The sequence below is a fragment of the Escherichia sp. WS1451 genome (assembly GCF_046487365.1).
Lineage (GTDB): Bacteria > Pseudomonadota > Gammaproteobacteria > Enterobacterales > Enterobacteriaceae > Escherichia > Escherichia coli.
The window spans coordinates 19,872-39,010 of record NZ_JBJQJP010000009.1 but is presented as its reverse complement, the minus strand read 5'-3'; the positions used below and the strand labels follow the sequence as shown (position 1 = coordinate 39,010).

Annotated in this window: 19 protein-coding genes; 6 read left to right on the top strand and 13 right to left on the bottom strand. The window is 52.0% G+C overall.

The features are described 5' to 3' along the window. Window positions 1–16: 16 nt before the first annotated feature. Window positions 17–1,555, top strand: a complete 1,539-nt coding sequence (aldB, locus tag ACJHX7_RS13210; protein WP_094030397.1) for an aldehyde dehydrogenase AldB — start codon at window positions 17–19, stop codon at window positions 1,553–1,555. Between the two features lie 218 nt (window positions 1,556–1,773). Here aldB and ACJHX7_RS13205 read toward each other — a convergent pair whose 3' ends face one another. Further along, entirely contained in the window at window positions 1,774–1,917 is a 144-nt protein-coding gene (locus tag ACJHX7_RS13205) for a hypothetical protein (RefSeq protein ID WP_001039208.1), read from the bottom strand. A gap of 181 nt (window positions 1,918–2,098) precedes the next feature. On the opposite strand from ACJHX7_RS13205, the gene ACJHX7_RS13200 reads away from it, so the two are divergent. Together ACJHX7_RS13200 and ACJHX7_RS13195 are read left to right on the top strand one after the other, a co-directional pair. Next, window positions 2,099–2,422, top strand: coding sequence for a DUF3302 domain-containing protein (locus ACJHX7_RS13200; RefSeq protein WP_000478193.1), 324 nt, complete (start codon window positions 2,099–2,101; stop codon window positions 2,420–2,422). A gap of 5 nt (window positions 2,423–2,427) precedes the next feature. Continuing rightward, window positions 2,428–3,564, top strand: coding sequence for an HlyD family secretion protein (locus ACJHX7_RS13195; RefSeq protein WP_000364881.1), 1,137 nt, complete (start codon window positions 2,428–2,430; stop codon window positions 3,562–3,564). Here the strand turns inward: ACJHX7_RS13195 and ACJHX7_RS13190 are convergent. Continuing rightward, window positions 3,561–4,535 carry a LysR family transcriptional regulator gene (locus ACJHX7_RS13190; protein ID WP_000164038.1) on the bottom strand — a complete coding sequence of 325 codons (975 nt, stop codon included), beginning with the start codon at window positions 4,533–4,535 and terminating at the stop codon, window positions 3,561–3,563. The genes ACJHX7_RS13195 and ACJHX7_RS13190 overlap by 4 nt on opposite strands. A 123-nt stretch (window positions 4,536–4,658) precedes the next feature. On the opposite strand from ACJHX7_RS13190, the gene ACJHX7_RS13185 reads away from it, so the two are divergent. Beyond that, entirely contained in the window at window positions 4,659–5,399 is a 741-nt protein-coding gene (locus tag ACJHX7_RS13185; protein ID WP_000906816.1) for a MipA/OmpV family protein, read from the top strand. A 120-nt stretch (window positions 5,400–5,519) separates the two neighbouring features. Here ACJHX7_RS13185 and ACJHX7_RS13180 read toward each other — a convergent pair whose 3' ends face one another. Next, window positions 5,520–7,499: a glycoside hydrolase family 127 protein gene (locus tag ACJHX7_RS13180; protein ID WP_094030398.1), complete on the bottom strand. Its 1,980-nt coding sequence runs from the start codon at window positions 7,497–7,499 to the stop codon at window positions 5,520–5,522. Window positions 7,500–7,509: 10 nt separating this feature from the next. Further along, on the bottom strand, window positions 7,510–8,910 hold the full coding sequence (locus ACJHX7_RS13175; protein WP_000204819.1) for an MFS transporter: 1,401 nt from the start codon (window positions 8,908–8,910) through the stop codon (window positions 7,510–7,512). A gap of 225 nt (window positions 8,911–9,135) precedes the next feature. Here ACJHX7_RS13175 and ACJHX7_RS13170 point away from each other — a divergent pair, with 225 nt between their 5' ends. Further along, complete coding sequence (locus ACJHX7_RS13170; RefSeq protein ID WP_000891820.1) at window positions 9,136–9,951, top strand: AraC family transcriptional regulator; 816 nt, start codon at window positions 9,136–9,138, stop codon at window positions 9,949–9,951. 31 nt (window positions 9,952–9,982) lie between these two features. Here the strand turns inward: ACJHX7_RS13170 and araD are convergent, their stop codons facing one another. The 9 genes from araD to yiaK form a co-directional block, all read right to left on the bottom strand. Continuing rightward, on the bottom strand, window positions 9,983–10,678 hold the full coding sequence (gene araD / locus ACJHX7_RS13165) for an L-ribulose-5-phosphate 4-epimerase (RefSeq protein ID WP_094030399.1): 696 nt from the start codon (window positions 10,676–10,678) through the stop codon (window positions 9,983–9,985). After that, on the bottom strand, window positions 10,672–11,532 hold the full coding sequence (locus ACJHX7_RS13160) for an L-ribulose-5-phosphate 3-epimerase (RefSeq protein WP_094030400.1): 861 nt from the start codon (window positions 11,530–11,532) through the stop codon (window positions 10,672–10,674). The genes araD and ACJHX7_RS13160 overlap by 7 nt, the downstream gene beginning before the upstream one ends. Then, a complete protein-coding gene (ulaD, locus tag ACJHX7_RS13155; RefSeq protein ID WP_094030401.1) occupies window positions 11,525–12,187 on the bottom strand; it encodes a 3-keto-L-gulonate-6-phosphate decarboxylase UlaD in 663 nt (220 codons plus the stop codon). Before ulaD ends, ACJHX7_RS13160 begins: the two co-directional genes overlap by 8 nt. Further along, window positions 12,184–13,680, bottom strand: a complete 1,497-nt coding sequence (gene lyxK, locus ACJHX7_RS13150; RefSeq protein WP_094030402.1) for an L-xylulokinase — start codon at window positions 13,678–13,680, stop codon at window positions 12,184–12,186. Before lyxK ends, ulaD begins: the two co-directional genes overlap by 4 nt. A gap of 3 nt (window positions 13,681–13,683) precedes the next feature. Further along, window positions 13,684–14,670 (bottom strand): 2,3-diketo-L-gulonate TRAP transporter substrate-binding protein YiaO, encoded by a 987-nt coding sequence (gene yiaO, locus ACJHX7_RS13145; protein ID WP_094030403.1) that lies wholly within the window; start codon window positions 14,668–14,670, stop codon window positions 13,684–13,686. Between the two features lie 12 nt (window positions 14,671–14,682). Then, window positions 14,683–15,960 carry a 2,3-diketo-L-gulonate TRAP transporter large permease YiaN gene (gene yiaN / locus ACJHX7_RS13140; protein ID WP_032172499.1) on the bottom strand — a complete coding sequence of 426 codons (1,278 nt, stop codon included), beginning with the start codon at window positions 15,958–15,960 and terminating at the stop codon, window positions 14,683–14,685. A gap of 2 nt (window positions 15,961–15,962) precedes the next feature. Beyond that, window positions 15,963–16,436: a 2,3-diketo-L-gulonate TRAP transporter small permease YiaM gene (gene yiaM, locus ACJHX7_RS13135; protein WP_000721664.1), complete on the bottom strand. Its 474-nt coding sequence runs from the start codon at window positions 16,434–16,436 to the stop codon at window positions 15,963–15,965. Between the two features lie 117 nt (window positions 16,437–16,553). Then, complete coding sequence (locus ACJHX7_RS13130; protein ID WP_094030404.1) at window positions 16,554–17,021, bottom strand: YhcH/YjgK/YiaL family protein; 468 nt, start codon at window positions 17,019–17,021, stop codon at window positions 16,554–16,556. 11 nt (window positions 17,022–17,032) lie between these two features. After that, complete coding sequence (gene yiaK / locus ACJHX7_RS13125; RefSeq protein ID WP_000869042.1) at window positions 17,033–18,031, bottom strand: 3-dehydro-L-gulonate 2-dehydrogenase; 999 nt, start codon at window positions 18,029–18,031, stop codon at window positions 17,033–17,035. 200 nt (window positions 18,032–18,231) lie between these two features. On the opposite strand from yiaK, the gene yiaJ reads away from it, so the two are divergent. Next, on the top strand, window positions 18,232–19,080 hold the full coding sequence (gene yiaJ / locus ACJHX7_RS13120) for an IclR family transcriptional regulator YiaJ (protein ID WP_000514241.1): 849 nt from the start codon (window positions 18,232–18,234) through the stop codon (window positions 19,078–19,080). Window positions 19,081–19,139 lie beyond the last annotated feature (59 nt).

Sequence of the window (19,139 nt, the reverse complement as noted above, 5' to 3'; positions counted from 1 at the left end):
CCGCAAGGAGACGATCATGACCAATAATCCCCCTTCAGCACAGATTAAGCCCGGCGAGTATGGTTTTCCTCTTAAGTTAAAAGCCCGTTATGACAACTTTATCGGCGGCGAGTGGGTAGCCCCTGCCGACGGCGAGTATTACCAGAACCTGACTCCGGTGACCGGGCAGCTGCTGTGCGAAGTGGCGTCTTCGGGCAAACGAGACATCGATCTGGCGCTGGATGCTGCGCACAAAGTGAAAGATAAATGGGCGCATACTTCGGTGCAGGATCGCGCGGCGATTCTGTTTAAGATTGCCGATCGGATGGAGCAGAACCTCGAACTGTTAGCGACCGCTGAAACCTGGGATAACGGCAAACCCATTCGCGAAACCAGTGCTGCTGATGTGCCGCTGGCGATTGACCATTTTCGCTATTTTGCCTCGTGTATTCGGGCGCAGGAAGGCGGTATTAGTGAAGTGGATAGCGAAACTGTGGCTTATCACTTCCACGAACCGTTAGGCGTGGTGGGGCAGATTATTCCGTGGAACTTCCCGCTGCTGATGGCGAGCTGGAAAATGGCTCCCGCGCTGGCGGCGGGCAACTGTGTGGTGCTGAAACCCGCACGTCTTACCCCGCTCTCAGTACTGCTGCTAATGGAAATCGTCGGTGATTTACTGCCGCCGGGCGTGGTGAACGTGGTCAACGGTGCGGGCGGAGAAATTGGCGAATATCTGGCGACCTCGAAACGCATCGCCAAAGTGGCGTTTACCGGCTCAACGGAAGTGGGCCAACAAATTATGCAGTACGCCACGCAAAACATTATTCCGGTGACGCTGGAACTGGGCGGCAAGTCGCCAAATATCTTCTTTGCTGATGTGATGGATGAAGAAGATGCCTTTTTCGATAAAGCGCTGGAAGGCTTTGCACTGTTTGCCTTTAACCAGGGCGAAGTTTGCACCTGTCCAAGCCGTGCTTTAGTGCAGGAGTCTATCTACGAACGCTTTATGGAACGCGCCATCCGCCGTGTCGAAAGCATTCGTAGCGGTAACCCGCTCGACAGCGTGACGCAAATGGGGGCGCAGGTTTCGCACGGGCAATTGGAAACCATCCTCAACTACATTGATATTGGTAAAAAAGAGGGCGCAGACGTGCTCACCGGCGGGCGGCGCAAGCTGCTGGAAGGCGAACTGAAAGACGGCTACTACCTCGAACCGACGATTCTGTTTGGTCAGAATAATATGCGCGTGTTCCAGGAAGAAATTTTTGGTCCGGTGCTGGCGGTGACCACCTTCAAAACGATGGAAGAAGCGCTGGTGCTGGCGAACGACACGCAATATGGCCTGGGCGCGGGTGTCTGGAGCCGCAACGGTAATCTGGCCTATAAGATGGGGCGCGGCATTCAGGCCGGGCGCGTGTGGACCAACTGTTATCACGCTTACCCGGCACATGCGGCGTTTGGCGGCTACAAACAATCAGGTATCGGCCGTGAAACCCACAAGATGATGCTGGAGCATTACCAGCAAACCAAGTGCCTGCTGGTGAGCTACTCGGATAAACCGTTGGGGCTGTTCTGATATAAGAAGCTGGTCGCATTGGGTATTCATTGCCTGATGCGACGCTTACGCGTCTTATCATGCCTACGGGGACCTGACCGTAGGCCGGATAAGGCGTACACGCCGCATCCGGCATAAACAAAGCGCACGTTGTTACAATTTACGTTTTAAATCTACGTGCGCAATAACCCAGACTACGCCAACAGAAGTGCGTTTCTGGGGCGTGTTTTGCCAGGAGTTTAATCTCGCGTTTCGATGGTGAGCGGGCGAACCAGGCCATAAATCACCATTGGCGTTCCGAGGCCAATCAGCAATAAACGGTAGATAATTGAAGGTTTAATACGCTTAATCTGCATTGTGGATGTTTTACGGTTTTTATTCATAAATTTGGTCAATAGTTACATTATTTCAATATGATAAGCTTCGACCTGTTGAAAAGCCAGGCACACACTTCAGAAAGTATATAAAAAACCATATGTCGTTATATAAATAAGGAAATTGCACCGCATTATGGTATTTCATAATATGCGTTAATTGTTCTTTTTTATATTCTCTGAGGGAAATATGTTCCTGGATTATTTTGCACTGGGAGTACTTATTTTTGTATTTCTGGTGATCTTCTATGGGATTATTATTTTACATGATATTCCCTACCTGATTGCTAAAAAACGTAATCATCCACATGCCGACGCCATTCATGTTGCTGGTTGGGTAAGTCTTTTTACGTTACATGTTATCTGGCCATTTTTGTGGATTTGGGCCACGCTTTACCGCCCGGAGCGTGGATGGGGAATGCAAAACCATGACTCCTCCGTTGTGCAACTACAACAGCGTATTGCCGGGCTGGAGAAACAGCTCGCTGACATCAAATCCTCTTCTGCCGAGTAATACTTATGGATTTACTGATTATTTTAACCTATGTGGCTTTCGCATGGGCAATGTTTAAGATCTTTAAAATTCCTGTAAATAAATGGACCATTCCCACAGCGGCCCTGGGAGGCATATTTATTGTCAGCGGTCTAATTCTGTTAATGAACTATAACCATCCGTATACCTTTAAAGCGCAAAAAGCGGTTATTTCTATTCCTGTTGTCCCACAGGTGACAGGCGTGGTGATCGAAGTGACGGACAAGAAAAATACGCTGATTAAAAAAGGTGAGGTGCTATTTCGACTGGACCCGACGCGTTATCAGGCGCGGGTGGATCGGCTGATGGCGGATATCGTTACCGCAGAACATAAACAGCGGGCGTTGGGCGCAGAGTTAGATGAGATGGCGGCGAATACTCAGCAGGCAAAGGCCACGCGGGATAAATTCGCTAAAGAGTATCAGCGTTACGCACGCGGCAGTCAGGCGAAAGTAAACCCGTTTTCAGAACGCGATATCGATGTGGCGCGGCAAAATTATCTGGCGCAGGAAGCCTCCGTGAAGTCATCGGCGGCGGAACAAAAACAGATCCTGAGCCAGCTGGATAGCCTGGTGTTGGGTGAACATTCTCAAATCGCCAGCCTGAAAGCGCAGCTCGCGGAAGCAAAATATAACCTTGAGCAGACGATAGTGCGTGCGCCGAGCGATGGTTATGTGACCCAGGTGCTGATTCGTCCGGGTACCTATGCCGCGTCGCTGCCGCTACGTCCGGTGATGGTGTTTATACCCGATCAGAAACGACAAATCGTGGCGCAGTTCCGTCAGAACTCCTTGCTGCGCCTGGCTCCTGGCGACGATGCGGAAGTGGTGTTTAATGCTCTGCCAGGTAAGGTATTCAGCGGTAAGCTGGCAGCCATTAGTCCAGCTGTTCCCGGTGGAGCTTATCAGTCGACCGGCACCTTACAGACGTTAAACACAGCGCCGGGTTCAGATGGCGTTATCGCGACCATTGAACTGGATGAGCATACTGATTTGAGCGCTTTACCAGACGGTATTTACGCCCAGGTGGCGGTCTACTCTGATCATTTCAGCCATGTCTCGGTGATGCGCAAAGTGCTATTACGCATGACCAGCTGGGTGCATTACCTTTATCTCGATCATTAATCTTCGCTTTCCGCCGCTTGTTCAGGCCGCAGTTGCTGCGACTGAGCAAGCTGGTGGCGAATTTCACGCAGCATTTCATCCAGCACATACTGGACCCGCCAGGGCTGGTATTCCCGTTTACGGAAGATAGCCACCAGATCCAGCCACCATTCATACGGGTGCTGAAAGCAGGGCACCAGCGTGCCGTCTTGCAGATCGCTCTGCACACTTTTGTCTGGCGCAAACACAATCCCCAGGTGATTTCGTGCCAGCTCCAGCGCAGATTGCGTGTTGTCGCAAACGTAATTTCCCTTCACGCGATAATCCCGCACCTCTTTACTCCCGGCGACGTTGAAGCGCCAGATATTCGCGTCGTCGATCATCATCGAGTCGATCAAAATACAGGAGTGATGTTCGAGTTCGTCAGGACGGCTAATGGGATGTTTCTCAAGATAGCGCTGGCTGGCATAAGCGGTTACGGCATATTGGGTAATAAAACTGGCAACCAGCGATTCATCTTTTGGTTGGGCGTAGCTGATTAAAACATCACAATCATCGGGAAATTCGACGCCTTCATAAAAGGCATTACGCTCAAGATTGCAGGTTTTTAGCGATAAGGTGATATCACCGATATCTTTAATTTTATCGATTACATGTTTGGATAAATAGGTAATTATGCCGGTTGGTGCATAGATAGTGACCCGACCACGTTTCTCATGCTTATAATCTGCAATAAAATTATTAAGCTGCTCGTTTCTGTCCAGCATGTCGTTGATGTACGGTAACAGCACGGTGCCAAAAGGTGTGAGCATCAGCTGTCGGGTGGTTCGGTCAAAGACTTTTAAACCCACTTTTGATTCAAAATCAGCAAGATATTTGCTGACGTTGGCCTGTGCGATGCCAAGTACAGTCGCGGCATGGCTGATATTTTCACTGGCAGCGATTACCGAGATAATTTTTAACTCCCGGTACTTAAGTTGTAATTTTGTCATCGCAACAGCCCAATTATATATAATTTTATATATTACTATATAAATATGAATCTTGCACCGGAGAAATTGTAAGCATTACTATGCCGACTCTTTTTTATCTTATTTTAAAATGGAATACCGGACATGTTAATTAACCGCAATATTGTGGCGTTATTTGCGTTGCCTTTTATGGCAAGCGCAACTGCTTCTGAATTATCCATTGGTGCTGGTGCGGCTTATAATGAATCGCCTTATCGCGGTTATAATGAAAATACAAAGGCAATTCCGCTGATTAGTTATGAAGGTGATACTTTTTATGTTCGTCAGACCACGTTAGGTTTTATTCTGTCGCAAAGTGAAAAAAATGAACTTAGCCTGACCGCATCCTGGATGCCGCTGGAATTTGACCCTGCCGATAATGACGATTATGCCATGCAACAGCTTGATAAGCGTGATAGTACGGCTATGGCGGGGGTTGCCTGGTATCACCACGAGCGTTGGGGAACCGTGAAAGCCTCTGCGGCTGCGGACGTTCTGGATAACAGCAACGGCTGGGTGGGGGAGCTATCGGTATTCCACAAAATGCAGATAGGTCGCCTGTCGCTGACACCTGCGCTGGGCGTTCTCTATTATGACGAGAATTTCAGTGACTATTACTATGGCATTTCAGAGAGTGAGTCCCGTCGTAGCGGTCTGGCAAGTTATTCCGCGCAGGATGCCTGGGTGCCCTATGTCAGCCTGACGGCAAAATACCCGATAGGAGAGCACGTCGTATTGATGGCGAGCGCCGGATACAGCGAGCTGCCGGAAGAGATTACCGACAGCCCGATGGTTGATCGTAATGAGAGTTTTACCTTTGTCACCGGCGTGAGCTGGCGTTTTTAATTCACCGGTGGATGTCGGTGCGGCTGGCCTACGCTCTCGCACCGACTCGTGGGCCTGATAAGACGCGTTAAGCGTCGCATCAGGCAATGTGCTCCCTACGTTGGATGCGGCGCGAGCGCCTTATCCAACCTCCGGATGGCAATGCTTTTCCTCATTCACCCAGATCCGCATTTCGCCTTCACCCCGGTTAGCCCAGCTAAACCACGGAATAAACGTCAGAGTTTGCGGCTGGCGTTTGGCTGGCGCACTGTCGTAATGCCACAGCGGTTGCTGCTCTGGATTGCTCTGTTCATACCGGTAACCCGGTGCCTGGATTAAGATCTTATGGCGGAACAATCCCTTGCCTTCAAATGTCGTAAATGGCGCATCGGCGGGCAGCCACAGGTTATGCAGCGACTCGCTGTTGTCGGCCTGTTCCAGGCAATACACCAGCGGGCCGCGCTGAATCGCCACTTTTCCGGCGACGTGACGCACCAGCGGGTTACCGTAAACGCGACGTACCGGCATTGGCAACGTCAGATTCAGCGTGTCGCCCTCCTGCCATTCGCGGGTAATGTGCAAATACCCTTTACGAATATCCTGCTCGACCTCTTCCCCATTCAATGTAATCTGCGGCTGTGTGCACCAGTCCGGCAGACGTAAAGCCAGCGTATGACGCACCGGCTGGGGCGATTCAACCGCAATTGTCACCTGTTCCTGCCACGGATAGTTCCCGCTAACCCGCAGGCGCAACGTGCCATTTTCTACCGGCACTTCCATGCTGTTTCCTGCGTATATGTTGATATACAACGCATCTTCACGCGGCGTGTAGAGATAATGACCAATCGAGGTTAGCACGCGGGCGATATTTGGCGGACAACAAGCGCAACCAAACCAACGCTGGCGGATCGGCTTAACGTGATCGTAGATATGGTTGAATTTCAGCGATTTTGGATGTACTTCCAGCGGATTCACATAGAAGAAATGTTTGCCATCCAGCGCCATACCGCCGAGCACGGTGTTGTACAGTGCGCGCTCCATCACATCGGCATATTGACTGTCGCCTTCCATTTCCAGCATTCGTCGGGCGAACATCATCAGGCCGATGGAAGCACAACTTTCGGCGTAAACCGTGTCATTCGGCAGATCGTAATCGCTGCTGAACGCTTCGCCGCTGCTTTGTGAGCCAATGCCGCCGGTAATATATAACTGACGCTGGGCCATATTGTTCCACAGCCGCAGGCAATCCTGACGCTTGCTTTCATCGTGACTTAAACGCGCCAGATGTGCGACGCCAGTCATCAGATATACAAAGCGTACTGCATGTCCGATGGCGGTTTGTTGCTGTGCGATGGGCAAATGCGCCTGGCTGTAGGCTTTATCTTTCACCATCCACGCCGGGCCGTAGGTGTGCCAGTGCGAGGTCTGCCCGCGCTTTTCATATTCCTGGTCGTAATAGTGCGGTTGCGCACCACGCTGTTCGACAAAATAGTTCGTCAGCGCCAGGTAGCGCGGCTCTTCGGTCACTTCATACAGGCGCATTAGTGCCAGTTCAATTTCCGGGTGACCAGGATAACCGTGTAACTTACTTTCACCGGGACCAAATACGCTGTCGATATGATCGGCCAGACGGCAAACCACTTCCAGCAAGCGCCGCTTGCCCGTGGCCTGGAAGAAGGCGACTCCGGCTTCAATCAGATGACCGGCGCAGTAAAGTTCATGACACTCCGCCAGATTGCTCCAGCGTTCTTCGGGCGCTTTTACCGTAAAGTAAGTATTGAGATAGCCATCTTCGCACTGGGCGGAGGCGATCAGTTCAATCACCTCGTCGGCGGTTTTTTCCAGTTCGGCGTCCGGCTTCTGGCACAGCGACCAGGCTACCGCTTCCAGCCATTTGGCGACGTCGCTGTCCTGAAACACCATCCCGTAAAATTCACCGTCTTGCAGTCCTGCGGCAATGCGAAAGTTTTCAATCGCATGGCTGGGTTCCGCTTCTGGGATACGATCGTTCAAGGCGTCCCACTGATAAGGAATCACCACATCGCGGACCAGTTGTTGGTACTGACCGAGGAACGGATCGCTGACCGTCAGTTTATGCAGATCGACTTCCGAAATGTTCATCTTGTGCTCCTTAAGGCTGTACATGACGCTGACGCAGGTCGCTAGCAATGCGTGACATCATAGGGTTATTGAGTTTGCAAAAGCGGATCGCCATCGCCAGCAGTAGGTGGAACAGCGCAGGCAGCAATGTTTCCATCGCCGCGATCCCGCCAAGCGAACTGGCGGTCTGGTTTTCCACGCCTGGCTGGTAGGCGACAAAAATAAACAGCAGGCTGATGATCCCGGCGCTGGAGGCCCAGGCCAGCTTGATGAAAAACAGATTGAAGGCGAAGTTCATGCCGGAAGAACGTACGCGGGTTTTCCACTCGCCGTAGTCATCGGCAAAGGCCATCAATGAGAAGTGCAGTGGCAATGTGAAGCCAAGAATCACGCCATTACCGAGGATCACCGCCAGCCACAGCGTTTGATAAGCCGGGCCGGAGGGCAGGAACCACATCAACACCGCCAGTGAAGCGAGGAGCAGGTTGGTGTAGTAATAAATTTTGACGGTATCGAAACGCCGCGTTAACGGGCTGACAATCACCGAGCCGATAATGGAGGCGAAGGTGACCATGGTGAAGAACAGCGACGTGTAGCCCGTACTGCCTTGTAAGACGTAGGTAATGAAGTACATATACCCACCGCCGCGAATATTAAAGACGTTAATCAGCAGGAAAGACATGACCAGCATCAGCAGCAGTTGGTCGTTGTTTCGCAGCCCGGCAAGATGTTCGCGCAGGGTAAATTTCCCCATTGTGGAGAGTGGCACCCGTTCACGAACCCAGAAGAAACAGCACAGGAACATCACCACAGCGATGGCGCACAGCACGCCGACGCCCAGTTGATAGCCGCGCGCGGCATTACCCTGACCGAAGAGATCTACCATCCACGGTAAGCCTACCGAAACCAGAAATCCCGCTACGCCGCAGAGAACGAATCGCCAGGACTGGCAGGAGATCACTTCATTGTGGCGGGTGGTCATGGTGTTGATCAGCGCGCAGTACGGTACGTTGATGGCGGTATAACCGACTGAAAGGAGCAGGTAAGTACCGAACGCCCAGGCGATTTTTACTCCCATGCTGGCATCTGGCACGGTGAACGTCAGGATGCCGATAATGCCGATGGGAATGGCAATCCATAACTGCCACGGACGAAAGCGCCCCCAGCGACTTTGCGTCCGGTCGGCAATGACGCCCATCACCGGGTCGGAGATGGCATCAAACACGCGCAGTGCAATAAACAGCGTGCCGACCAGCGCCGGAGTTAAGCCAAAAACGTCGGTGTAGAAAAAGGTGAGAAAGTTCATGATCAGGCAAGTTATTACGGTGCCGCCTGCGTCACCCAGGCCGTAGCCTATTTTTTCCCGTACAGATAACGCATCGTCAATTTTACCTTTAGCGATATCAGCGGTAGTAATCGGTGTAGAGGTCATAGATATTCCTCGTGAATAGGGAGCAATTTTTAGTTTTATTGCAATGACATGATTAATTCTGCCGTGAACGGGAATATCAACAAGGCGAGAAAAGAGTAAAAAAAGGTGACGATTCCGACCTGAATTTAAAAGTGTGAATTGGATCAGGTGAAATTAATGTTTTTGATTAATAATCAAAAGGTAATGTGTTTAATCATTAATGAATAAGCGGGAAATTACATATCAATGCTCGAATTATCCATGACGCTACCGATTAAAGTGCAAAATGGTGGATTATTTATTTCCCGTGGCGTTGGGAGGCATCCGGCAAGGCGGCTGGAGTCATGGGAAATTATCTTTGTCGAAAAAGGTCGATTAGCGATTCAGGAAGAAGAGCGGATATTTCTGGTCGATGCGGGAGAGAGTTTATTACTCTGGCCGAACCGACAGCATGTTGGGGTGGAGGATTTTCCCGCCGATCTCAAATTTTACTGGCTGCATTTTGAGGTTAAAGCGCCGGACAACGATCCGCGCTGGCTCACTCATCTTAGCGTGCCGCAACAAACTAAGGTTGCCGATCCGCAGGTGCTGGTGGCCTTGTTTCGCCAGTTCTTAAGCGAACAGGAAAAGCATCAACGCACTCCGGCGCTGGAGTTTATTGTGCTGCTGATTTTGCAGCAGCTCACCCGTGACGCGCGTCTTGATGAACAGGCCGATGGTGCAGGCACCACCCTTGCCTGGAAAGCGCAGAAACTGATTCGCACGCAATATCACCGCCCGCTTTCCACGGCGCTTTTAGCCCGCGAGCTGTACTGCAATGCCGATTATCTTGGGCGCGTCTATCGGCGGGTGTTTCATCTGACGTTAACAGAAGCAATCCACCGCCAGCGAGTGCGCGAAGCCGAAAAGCTGTTAATTAGCGAAGCGCGATCGCTCACGGAAGTGGCGGCGTTGTGCGGGTTTAATGACGTCGGCTATTTCCGGCAGATTTTTCGCAAACACACCGGCTTAACGCCAGCTGCGTGGAAGCGACGTTACAGCAAGGAACATATCAATTCGTAGTGCCGGGGCAATGAAGCCCCGGCGTGAGGGATTACTGCCCGTAATAGGCATTGGCCCCATGTTTACGCAGGTAGTGCTTATCCAGCAGTTCGTTTTGCATCGCAGGGAGCTGCGGCGCAAGCTGGCGCGAGAACAGGCCCATATAGGCACACTCTTCCAGCACCACGGCGTTATGCACCGCATCGGCGGCATTTTTTCCCCAGGCGAACGGGCCGTGAGAATGTACCAGTACCGCCGGGATTTGTGCCGGACTCCTGCCGCGTTCTTCGAAAGTTTCAATGATCACTTCGCCGGTCTGATATTCATATTCGCCGTTAATCTCCTCTACGGTCATCTGTCGCGTGCAGGGGATGGCACCATAGAAATAATCGGCGTGCGTGGTACCCCACGCGGGGAGATCCTTCCCGGCCTGCGACCAGATGGTGGCGTGGCGCGAGTGGGTATGCACAATACCGCCAATTTCGGCATAGCGACGGTAAAGCGCCAGATGCGTTGGCGTGTCGGACGAGGGTTTTTTGCTGCCTTCCACCACCTTACCGGTGGCTATCTCAACCACTACCATATCGTCGACGGTCATCACGTTGTACTCGACGCCGGAAGGTTTGATTACCATCCATTGCCGCGTTTCGTCTACCGCGCTGACATTGCCCCAGGTGAACGTCACCAGATGATGAACGGGAAGCGCCAGATTCGCCGCCAGCACGTCGGCTTTTAGTTGCTCTAACATATAAATCCGGCCTCCTGCATACGCGCTTCAATCCAGCGCCGCGCCTGAATAATCTCCAGCACCGGCTCTTTGGCTTTTTCGGTCCACATCTCAATCAGAAATGATCCGCGATAGTTCAGTTTATGCAGCGTTTTGAAGATGCCAACGAAATCGACGCAGCCTTCGCCAAACGGCACATCACGGAACTGTCCGGGGCTTTGCTCGGTGACTGGTTGAGTATCTTTCAGGTGGATCGCGGCGATACGGTCAATGCCCAGTTTCAGTTCGGCGAGAACATCATTGCCCCAGGCGCTGAGGTTGCCGACGTCCGGGTAGACGGTGAACCACGGCGAGGCGAGCATCTCGTCCCACTTTTTCCATTTGCTGATGGAGTTCATAAACGCGGTGTCCATAATCTCCACCGCCAGCATGACTTGTGATGCCGCCGCCTGTTCGACCGCCCACGCCAGCCCTTCAGCAAAACGTTGCTGGGTGCCTTCGTCGTGGTCTTCGTAATAGACGTCATAACCCGCCAGTTGAATGGTGCGAATGCCGAGATCGCGCGCCAGGCGAATCGCTTTACTCATGATTTCCCGCGCCCGTTCGCGCACTGCCTCGTCACGGCTACCAAAAGGAAAGCGACGATGTGCGGACAGGCACATCGACGGGATCCCAACACCCGTTTCGATCATCGCAGTGACCAGCGAAGCACGTTGTGCGGCGCTCCAGTCAAGACGTGAGAGCCGTTCGTCGGTTTCATCCACCGACATTTCGACAAAATCAAAGCCACAGCTTTTTGCCAGCACCAGCCGCTCCGGCCAGGAGAGATCTTTCGCCAGTGCTTTTTCATAAATCCCTAACGGATGATTACGCACGCGCACCTCCCCAGATGGCATCAATTTGTGCATGGAAATCGCCAGCCACCTGCACCGGATTTGCCGCGCCTGCCAGCGCCCGTCCGGCAATAAACGCCTTTACGCGGATATCTTTAAACAGTGGCAGATCAGCAGGAGTAATACCGCCGGTAATGGAAAGCTCAAGGCCGATATCGGAAAGCGCCTTCATGCGTGCCAGATCGGCCTCGCCCCACTGTTGCCCGCTGGCCTGCGCGTCGCGACCGCGATGATAAATGGCCTGCCGCACGCCAATACGATGCCAGTCGCGGGCGTCGTCCAGCGTCCAGTTACCGAACAGCTCGATCTGGATTTCACCACCGCAGCGTTGCGCCATTGCGTGACCTTTTTCTACCGTCGCGAGCGGTGCGGCGCAGATGATGGTCATCCAGTTAGCGCCTGCGCCAAATGCCTGTTGCGCGAGCGTTTCACCGGCATCGGCGACCTTCCAGTCAGCGACGATGATTTTGTCCGGGCACTGTTCGCGCAAGGCTTTTACCGCGCCAAGCCCTTCGTTTAAACAGAGAATGGTGCCTGCTTCGACAATATCGACGCTGTCTTTTAACAGCGTCACGTCGCGCTGCGCGGCTTCAAGTGATGAGTGGTCGAGGGCCAGTTGCAGAAGTGGTCGACTCATAATGTGTGCTCCTTGATGCGGGCGTGATAACCCTGAAGTGCGGCAATGAGATGTTGATAGCGTTGGTATTTTTGTTGGTAAAGCTGATGCGCGGCCATATCCGGCAGCAGGGTGCGTACCGGGTGCTGTAAGTCACGTTGGGCTTCGCTGAAATCGCGATAAACTCCGGTGCCGACGCGGGCGGCAAGCGCCGCGCCAAAACAGCCGGTTTCTTCCACCTGCGGCAGTTCGATACGCAGCCCGCTGACGTCCGCCAGCATTTGCATCCAGACATCGGAGTGCGCCGGGCCGCCAGTGACGCGCAGGGTGTGCACATCAGTAAAACGTTCGCGCATTCGGTTGAGATGGGTCATATGGCTGAATACCACGCCTTCATAAATGGCCTGCAACAGGTGTGCGCGGGTGTGAATGGCCTGCATCCCGTAGAAACCGCTGGTCATCTCGAGTCCGGCGTTGCTGCCGTACAGGAACGGCAGGAAAAAGAGATCGCCCCCGGCCTTCGGCAAGCTGGCAACGGCCTGGTTAATCTCATCAAACGAGATTTCTCCCCACTGTGCGGTAAACCATTCGAGGTTGCCGGAAGAGGTGGGGCTGGCTTCGTGAACGATAAATTGACCATCGTTAACGTAGCGACCATAGACATACGGATGCGCTTCACCGTCACGCAAACCGCAGGTTATGCCGCTGGTCACCGCCCAGGTGCCCATCACCGCATTGAGGGTAAATTCGTCTTCGATCCCGGCGCAGAGTGCGGTGGAAACCACATCAAACAGGCCGCCGACAACGGGCGTGCCCGCTTTCAGACCGGTCAGTGCGGCTGTCTGAGCGGTGATTTCCCCGCAAATTTCGGCAGATCCGACAACAGGCGGCAGGGCGTGGTTGATTTCAGCGATCCCCAGCCAGTCGGTGAGGCACGGGTCATATTCCTCAAGACTCATGTTGTAGAGGTTGGACTCGGAAATATTGCTCTCTTCGCAACCTTTGACGCCGGTTAAACACCAGCGCAGATAGTCGTGCGTCATCATTACGCAGCCAATTTGCGCGTAGCGTTCCGGTTCGTGCTCTTTCAGCCAGCGTAACAGCGACACCGGATGCCCGGTCCACAAGGTTTGTCGGGTCAGCGGGTAGAGTTTTTCCGGGATGCCATCTTCCTGCCAGCGACGAACGATTTCCATCGCCCGGCGGTCCGAGGACAAAATAGCATTCCCGAGCGGCTTGTCGTTTTTATCCAGCAAAAACAAGCCCTTTCCCTGTGCGGAGATACCGATACCCACTATTTGCTCCCCGCTGACACCAGAATGAGTAAGCAGGGTGCGAATGACAGCCATGCAGCATTGCCACAGTTCTGCCATATCGCGCTCTGCCCAGCCTGGCTGCGGGCTTAATGCGCACAGCGGCAGGCGCTGCACGCCTGCCTCCCGGCCTTCGCGGTCATACAGCCCGGCTTTCAGCCAGCTACCGCCACAATCTAACCCCAGCCAGTATTGCGTCATGGTTTATTGCACCTCATCCACGGCTTTCAGCAGATCAGCACCCTGCGGAACATCTTTAACAAACATGTCGCGAACCTGATTACCCAGCGCGTCGCTAAAGGCTTTGCGGTCGAGATCGGTGATGACTTCCACGCCCGCTTCTTTCATGCCATCGATGATTTTTTGCTGATCTTCAGCAACCAGTTTGCGCTGGTAGTTACCCGCTTCCTGCGCAGATGAGATCAGCGCCTGCTGGAATTCCGGGCTTAAGCCATCAAACTTCGCTTTGTTGATCACCACCAAAAGTGGCGAATAGGCGTGGTGCGTCAGAGAAAGGTACTTCTGTACTTCATAAAATTTTGCTGACCAGACGACGTTGATCGGGTGTTCCTGAGCGTCGATAGTGCGCGTTTCCAGCCCGGTATAGACTTCGGCAAACGGCATCGGGATCGGGTTAGCGCCAAAGACTTTGAATGCTGCGATATTCATCGGACTATTGTTGGTGCGGATTTTCAGCCCTTTCAGGTCGGCGGGGGTTTTAACCGGTGCGCGCGAGTTGGTGACATCGCGCCAGCCGTTTTCCCAGTAGGCCAGTACTTTCAGTCCTTTACCTTCAAGTGAGGCTTTCAGATCATCACCGACTTTGCCGTCGAGCGTTTTATGCGCGTGAGCGGTATCGCGGAACAGGAAAGGGACATCAAGCAAGTTCATCACTGGTGATAACCCGGCAAAGTTATTCGAGCCGGACATTTCCATATCGATGGTGCCGCCACGTACGCCGCTGATCATCGCCTGCGCGTTACCGAGAGTGCTGTCCGGGAACAGTTTTAATTTCAGCTCGCCTTTGGTTCTCTCCTGCAATAAATCATTGAATTTTTTCGCCGCAATATGTTGCGAGTCGGTTTGTGAGGTTTCATAACCGAAACGTAAAGATTGCGCCGCCATTGAAGATGTACTAAATGCAGCCAGGCCAGCAATGAATAATGCGTAGGTTACAGAGCGTAATTTCATAATATTTTCCTTTTAATTAATCCATTTCAAAGGGAGGATGATGAGATCGGGAATAAAAACAAATACGACTAATAATGAATATAAAACCAGGACGTAAGGGAAAACGCCTCTGACTGCATCATCGAATTTGAGTTTTGCCACCCCTGAAATAACGTTAAGCACATTACCGATAGGCGGTGTAATTAAGCCGATTGAGCAGTTAATGATAAACATGACACCGAAATAAATCGGATCGATTCCTGCCTCTTTAACTAAAGGCATTAATACCGGGGTAAGAATTAATACCGTCGGCGTTAAATCCATGACCATGCCGACAATCAGGATAGCCACCATAATGACGATAAACAGCAGACGCGGTGAATCGACCAGCGGTTGTAGTAAATCAGAAACCATCATCGGTAGTTCAGCAATGGTGATCAGCCAGGCGGAAACTTGTGCCGAGGCCACCAGAAACATCACCACTGAGGTCGTTTTCGCTGCGCCAATGAGCACATGCCAAAGTGTGGCGAAGGTCATTTCACGGTAAATAACTGTGGCGACAAACAGCGCATAGAAAGCAGCAACGGCCCCGGCTTCGGTAGGGGTAAACAGACCGGAGCGAAACCCGCCAATAATGATGACTGGAAGAAACAGCGCCCAGATACCGGAGACAAAAGAGTGCCAGATTTCCTGCATCGTTGCTTTTTGCTGGCGGGGTAAATTAAGGCGACTGGCCTGCCACCACCAGGTAAGCATCAGCGTTGCGCCCATCATCATGCCAGGGGCAATGCCCGCCATAAACAGCTTACTGATGGATAATCCGCTGGAAACGCCGAAAATAATAAACGGAATGGAAGGGGGAATAATTGGCGCGATAATGCCGCCAGAGGCAATCAGCCCCGCCGCCCGGTTGACCGGGTAGTTGGCGCTGCGCATCATCGGCACCAGTAGAGCGGCAACGGCGGCGGTATCCGCAACGGCAGAACCAGAAAGGCTTGCCATAATCATAGCCGCCAGCACGCCGACGTAGCCCAGCCCGCCTGGTTTATGCCCCACCAGTTTCATCGGCAGGTCAACAATGCGTTTTGACAAGCCGCCCGCATTCATGATTTCACCCGCCAGCACAAAGAACGGAATCGCCAGCAGGGAGAAGCTGTCGGCTCCGTTCACCAGCGTTTGTGCCATGATCTGGACATCAAACATGCCCAGCCAGAACATTAACGCCGCCCCGCACAACAACAGTGCCCAGGCAATAGGCAAACCGATAGCAATACCACCCAACAGACAGCCCAGAAAAATCAGCACAGCCATGATTAAGCTCCTTGCGGTGGTGACGTTAGAGAATTGCTACGCGTGATGAGTTGATATAAATGACGCAGTTCAAAGAATGCGATAACGAGGCTGGTGGGCAGACAAGCGGCATACATCAGGCCGATGGGCAAACCGAGGATCGGTGAATAATCGCTCCAGTCCTGAATTGTTTTTAGCGTTGCGCCCCAGGCCAGTGCGCCACAAATAAATAAGATTAAGGAATGGGTAACCAGAGCGACTCGTCGCTGCCATGCGGGGGAGAGTTTCTCCACCAGAAAGGTGACCTGAACGTGGGCGTTATCCATAAAAGCCACAATCGCGCCAATAAATGTTAACCAGACAAATAAATAACGTGACAATTCATCTACAGATAAAATGCTTGTCTGAAAACCATATCTTAAAATAATGTTTATAAACACAATACAGGAAAGTACGGCGAGATTAATCGCCAGTATTGCTTCAAGTATTTTTTTCATAGCTATTCCTTGAGGCTATGTCTGTCATAATTCAAGTTGCATGTGCAGCAACCTAAATTATTAATATAGTTAGAGCAATAACATTACCCGGGCGTTCTGGCGTAGACGATTATTCGATTAATTCAGCGCTGTTAATGCGACTTTAACCACAATTTTTCGTATCTCAGAGGCTGTTTGCAGAATACAACCTGGTCGATGAACATCCTGCGGGAAGAAAATAGCGTAGCTGCCCGGTATCATTTCTATAAATGATTCATGTTCACTATCGTGATAAAAAATAATATCGCGCTGCTCTAATAGTGATTCGCTGACTTTATTATTTCCCGTATCAATAGCAATGCCGATTTTCTCTTCACCCCACGCCAGAAACTGAATATCGATATACCGACGATGCACTTCCGGACGGTTTTCCGCCGCTTCGCGTGTGGTTAAATCGATAATTTGCGCATAAATATTCTTGCCGTCGATTTCGACAACACCCGGCTCCAGGGCGTTGAAATCGGTAGCGCGCAGAAAATCGAGCGCCTTTTCAATGGCGGCAGGCAAACGGCACGGGTCAGGCTGCGCGATATGTCCAAAAATCATGACTTATCTCCTCATAACGCCTGGATTTTGGCCCACACGCTGTCATCAACGGTGATGCCGTTACGGCGGTTTTCGGCCAGCAGGGTAGTAAATTCGTGGCCGGGTAAGCGGATGGCCTGGTTTTCGTCAGCGCGTTCAGCGGTAGTAACGTAATCCATGATGCGTTGCAGCTTGGCATCGCGGGTGGGGCCGTCGATCAATTTATCCACTTCGATGGCGATAAAGATTTGCGAAACGCCGTATTCGTCGCTGTTGTCCTGGGTGACTTCGGCAACCGATGCGCCGTCGGAAAGGAGAGTGGCGATCATATCCAGCACAATCGACATGCCAGAACCTTTCCAGTAGCCCATCGGCAAAATGCGGCGATTCTTCTCGATAACGCCAGGTTCTTTGGTCAAATTGCCCTCATCATCAAAGCCACCATCGACCGGGAGCTGACGGCCTGCCAGACGGTTAACTTCTAACATGCCGTAAGAGAACATCGACATCGACATATCGACCATGGTGATTGGGGTAGAAGGAATGGCGACGATCAGCGGGTTGGTGCCGATGCGACACTCTTTTGCGCCCCACGGCGGCATTACGGCGATGGAGTTGGTCCAGCAAATGCCAATATAGCCTTTTTCCGCCGCCTGCCAGCCGTAGCTGCCGCCGCGCATCCAGTGGTTGGCATTACGTAGTGCCACCAGACCAATACCGTGATCGGCAGCCAGTTCAATGGCGCGATCCATCATCTTTTTCGCTGTCAGGTTACCGATCGAACGCTGGGCGTCCCACTGTTCAATTGCGCCGAGGCTGGTTATACGTTTGGGTTGGGCATCAGGAATGATATCGCCGTTTTCCAGTTGTTGAATGAAACGAGGGAAACGGTTAACGCCGTGAGAATAAACGCCGGATTCGGTGGTGCGGGCGAACATCTCTGCACAGGCGTCAGCCGTTTCGCTGTCAACGCCGCGTGAAATTAAGACCCGATTAAAGGCTGCTTTTAACTGCTCAAATGTCACTTTCATCCCAGGCTTCCTTGTTTTTTTGATCGCTTTTTTGGCTTAAAATTTCAATATGCGAAATCTGATTTCAAATATATCGATCGCTTTTTAACAAAGCAATCTCATTGATGAATTTCAAAAAACTTAAAAATCAAGTGGTTATAAATTATCTGTCGAGATCGTGAACTACGACACACTTTGCGCTACCATCAGGACGCGACAAAATGGGGAAAGAAGTGATGGGAAAAAAAGAGAACGAGATGGCGCAGGAAAAAGAGCGTCCAGCCGGAAGCCAGAGTCTGTTTCGCGGGTTGATGCTGATTGAGATTTTGAGCAACTATCCAAACGGTTGTCCGTTGGCGCATCTTTCGGAACTGGCTGGTTTAAATAAGAGTACCGTCCATCGCTTATTGCAGGGATTACAATCCTGCGGCTATGTGACCACCGCGCCCGCCGCAGGGAGTTATCGCCTGACCACCAAATTTATTGCCGTCGGGCAGAAGGCGCTATCTTCGCTGAATATCATTCATATCGCCGCTCCGCATCTTGAGGCACTGAACATCGCCACTGGTGAAACTATTAACTTCTCCAGCCGCGAAGACGATCACGCTATTTTGATTTATAAGCTGGAACCCACAACCGGGATGCTGCGAACCCGTGCCTATATTGGCCAGCATATGCCGCTCTACTGTTCCGCAATGGGCAAGATCTACATGGCGTTTGGTCACCCGGACTACGTGAAGTCATACTGGGAAAGCCATCAGCATGAGATCCAGCCGTTAACCCGCAATACCATTACCGAGCTGCCCGCGATGTTCGACGAACTGGCGCACATTCGTGAAAGCGGAGCGGCGATGGACAGAGAAGAAAACGAACTCGGCGTCTCCTGTATTGCTGTTCCGGTGTTTGATATTCATGGGCGGGTGCCGTACGCCGTGTCGATTTCTCTTTCGACATCACGTCTGAAACAGGTGGGGGAGAAAAATCTCCTGAAACCACTGCGTGAAACCGCGCAGGCTATTTCTAATGAACTGGGATTTACTGTCAGGGACGACCAGGGCGCGATCACATAACGCTCTGGACAAGTGCCAAAACTTTAACATTTCCTTCGTTGGATCAAAGCAGTAGAGAC

Bases quoted from the DNA above. Each gene is read 5' to 3' on its own strand.
- lyxK (WP_094030402.1), bottom strand. From the start codon at position 13,680: ATGACGCAATACTGGCTGGGGTTAGATTGTGGCGGTAGCTGGCTGAAA.
- yiaM (WP_000721664.1), bottom strand. From the start codon at position 16,436: ATGAAAAAAATACTTGAAGCAATACTGGCGATTAATCTCGCCGTACTT.
- yiaO (WP_094030403.1), bottom strand. From the start codon at position 14,670: ATGAAATTACGCTCTGTAACCTACGCATTATTCATTGCTGGCCTGGCT.
- ACJHX7_RS13200 (WP_000478193.1), top strand. From the start codon at position 2,099: ATGTTCCTGGATTATTTTGCACTGGGAGTACTTATTTTTGTATTTCTG.
- yiaN (WP_032172499.1), bottom strand. From the start codon at position 15,960: ATGGCTGTGCTGATTTTTCTGGGCTGTCTGTTGGGTGGTATTGCTATC.
- ACJHX7_RS13130 (WP_094030404.1), bottom strand. From the start codon at position 17,021: ATGATTTTTGGACATATCGCGCAGCCTGACCCGTGCCGTTTGCCTGCC.
- ACJHX7_RS13190 (WP_000164038.1), bottom strand. From the start codon at position 4,535: ATGACAAAATTACAACTTAAGTACCGGGAGTTAAAAATTATCTCGGTA.
- aldB (WP_094030397.1), top strand. From the start codon at position 17: ATGACCAATAATCCCCCTTCAGCACAGATTAAGCCCGGCGAGTATGGT.
- ACJHX7_RS13205 (WP_001039208.1), bottom strand. From the start codon at position 1,917: ATGAATAAAAACCGTAAAACATCCACAATGCAGATTAAGCGTATTAAA.
- araD (WP_094030399.1), bottom strand. From the start codon at position 10,678: ATGTTAGAGCAACTAAAAGCCGACGTGCTGGCGGCGAATCTGGCGCTT.
- ACJHX7_RS13175 (WP_000204819.1), bottom strand. From the start codon at position 8,910: ATGACCTCTACACCGATTACTACCGCTGATATCGCTAAAGGTAAAATT.
- yiaK (WP_000869042.1), bottom strand. From the start codon at position 18,031: ATGAAAGTGACATTTGAGCAGTTAAAAGCAGCCTTTAATCGGGTCTTA.
- ACJHX7_RS13170 (WP_000891820.1), top strand. From the start codon at position 9,136: ATGCTCGAATTATCCATGACGCTACCGATTAAAGTGCAAAATGGTGGA.
- yiaJ (WP_000514241.1), top strand. From the start codon at position 18,232: ATGGGGAAAGAAGTGATGGGAAAAAAAGAGAACGAGATGGCGCAGGAA.
- ACJHX7_RS13180 (WP_094030398.1), bottom strand. From the start codon at position 7,499: ATGAACATTTCGGAAGTCGATCTGCATAAACTGACGGTCAGCGATCCG.
- ACJHX7_RS13195 (WP_000364881.1), top strand. From the start codon at position 2,428: ATGGATTTACTGATTATTTTAACCTATGTGGCTTTCGCATGGGCAATG.
- ACJHX7_RS13185 (WP_000906816.1), top strand. From the start codon at position 4,659: ATGTTAATTAACCGCAATATTGTGGCGTTATTTGCGTTGCCTTTTATG.
- ulaD (WP_094030401.1), bottom strand. From the start codon at position 12,187: ATGAGTCGACCACTTCTGCAACTGGCCCTCGACCACTCATCACTTGAA.